This window comes from Neoroseomonas soli, from assembly GCF_018129065.1.
Taxonomy (GTDB): Bacteria; Pseudomonadota; Alphaproteobacteria; order Acetobacterales; family Acetobacteraceae; genus Neoroseomonas; species Neoroseomonas soli.
In genome coordinates, this window is the sequence record NZ_JAAEDM010000191.1 from 1 (window position 1) to 1,325 (window position 1,325).

Consider the following 1,325-nt stretch of genomic DNA (forward strand, 5'->3'; position numbering starts at 1 on the left):
TGGAGTGGCCCCCATCAAACCGGACATGCGGCTTGATTGGCAGACTGCGTGGCGATGAACTCACGTGGCGAGCGCATGCGCAAGCCGGAGTGCGGGTGGATGGTGTTGTAATCCTCGAACCAGGCGGGCAGCTGCTGCAGGACAGATATGGCATCCGGCCTGGGGTTCACGCGGGCATAGTCGCGCTTGAGGGTTTTGACGAAGGCCTCGCAGACGCCGTTGCTCTCGGGGCTGCGGACCGGCGTGAAGCATGGAACGAGGTTCAGCGCCGCGGCGAAGTCGGTCGTCTCCGCGGCGGTGTAAGCGGAGCCGTTGTCGGCGAGCCACTGGACAGGCTGCGGGGCGCGGATGGCGTCGAACCGGCGCTCGACGCAATCGAGCATCATGTCGCGGATCATCTCACCGGAGATGCCGCTGCCGGAGGTGGCGACCCAGGCGATGATCTCGCGGTCATGGGTGTCGATGGCGAAGGCGATGCGGACGACCTCGCCGTTCCAGCACGGGATCTCGAGGCCATCGGAGGCCCAGCGGTGATTGGACGCGGGCGCGATAACGGTGCCCTCATGGGCGCGGATCGGCCGCCTGCCGGTGTGGGGCTGAAGCAGCATCGAGGAGAGGCGCATCAGCCGGAAGATGCGCTTGTGATTGAGTGGCGGCTCGCCGGAGCTGCGCCTGGCTCGGTTCAGCAGGGCGGTGACGCGGCGATAGCCATAGGTAGGGCGGGCGTCGGTGATGGCGCGGATCTCGGCTAGCACGGCCTCGTCCGCGGCGCGGTGGTAGGGGCCACGCCGCGGCCGCTCGGGCTGCTGGAGTTGCTCGATCAGGTTGGACCTGGCGACGCCGAGGGTGCCGGCCACGGCCTTCACCGGGAACCGCCTGGTGGCGGCGACGGCAAGCGCAACGTTTGTTTTTTTGGGCGCGCGGCCTCCAGAGCTTCGCGCAGGATCTCGGCCTCCATGGTCTTGCGGCCGAGCAGGCGCTCCAGCTCGCGCACCTTCGCCTCGAGTTCGCGGACGCGGCTCGCGGCCACCACGTCCTCGTCGGCTCTGACCGCTTCCAGGCCACCCTCGGCCATCCGTCGCCTCCACCCGAAGAGAAGGCTGGGGGAGACGCCGTGGAGCCGGGCGACGGCGGAGACCGTCATGCCGGGCTGCATCGTCTCCTCGACCAGCCGGACCTTCTCCTCGGCACTGTATCGTCTCCGGCGCTCCCGGCCGGTGATGATTTCCACGCGCTCGATGGGCTTCGACATAGACGCACGCCTAGGCTTACGCCCAGGCCCTCACGGTTGCGCCGCCTGTCCGGTCGAATTAGGGGCCGCTCCA

General features: G+C 68.4%; 1 protein-coding gene. It reads right to left on the bottom strand.

Features of this window, described 5'->3' with window-relative positions; genetic code table 11:
- Positions 1–14: 14 nt before the first annotated feature.
- Positions 15–1,252 (bottom strand): IS3 family transposase gene (locus tag GXW76_RS25380; protein WP_246514706.1). Its coding sequence is split into 2 segments (ribosomal slippage): positions 15–916 and positions 916–1,252, totalling 1,239 coding nucleotides; the frame shifts between segments, so codons are not numbered across the junction.
- Positions 1,253–1,325: the final 73 nt, after the last annotated feature.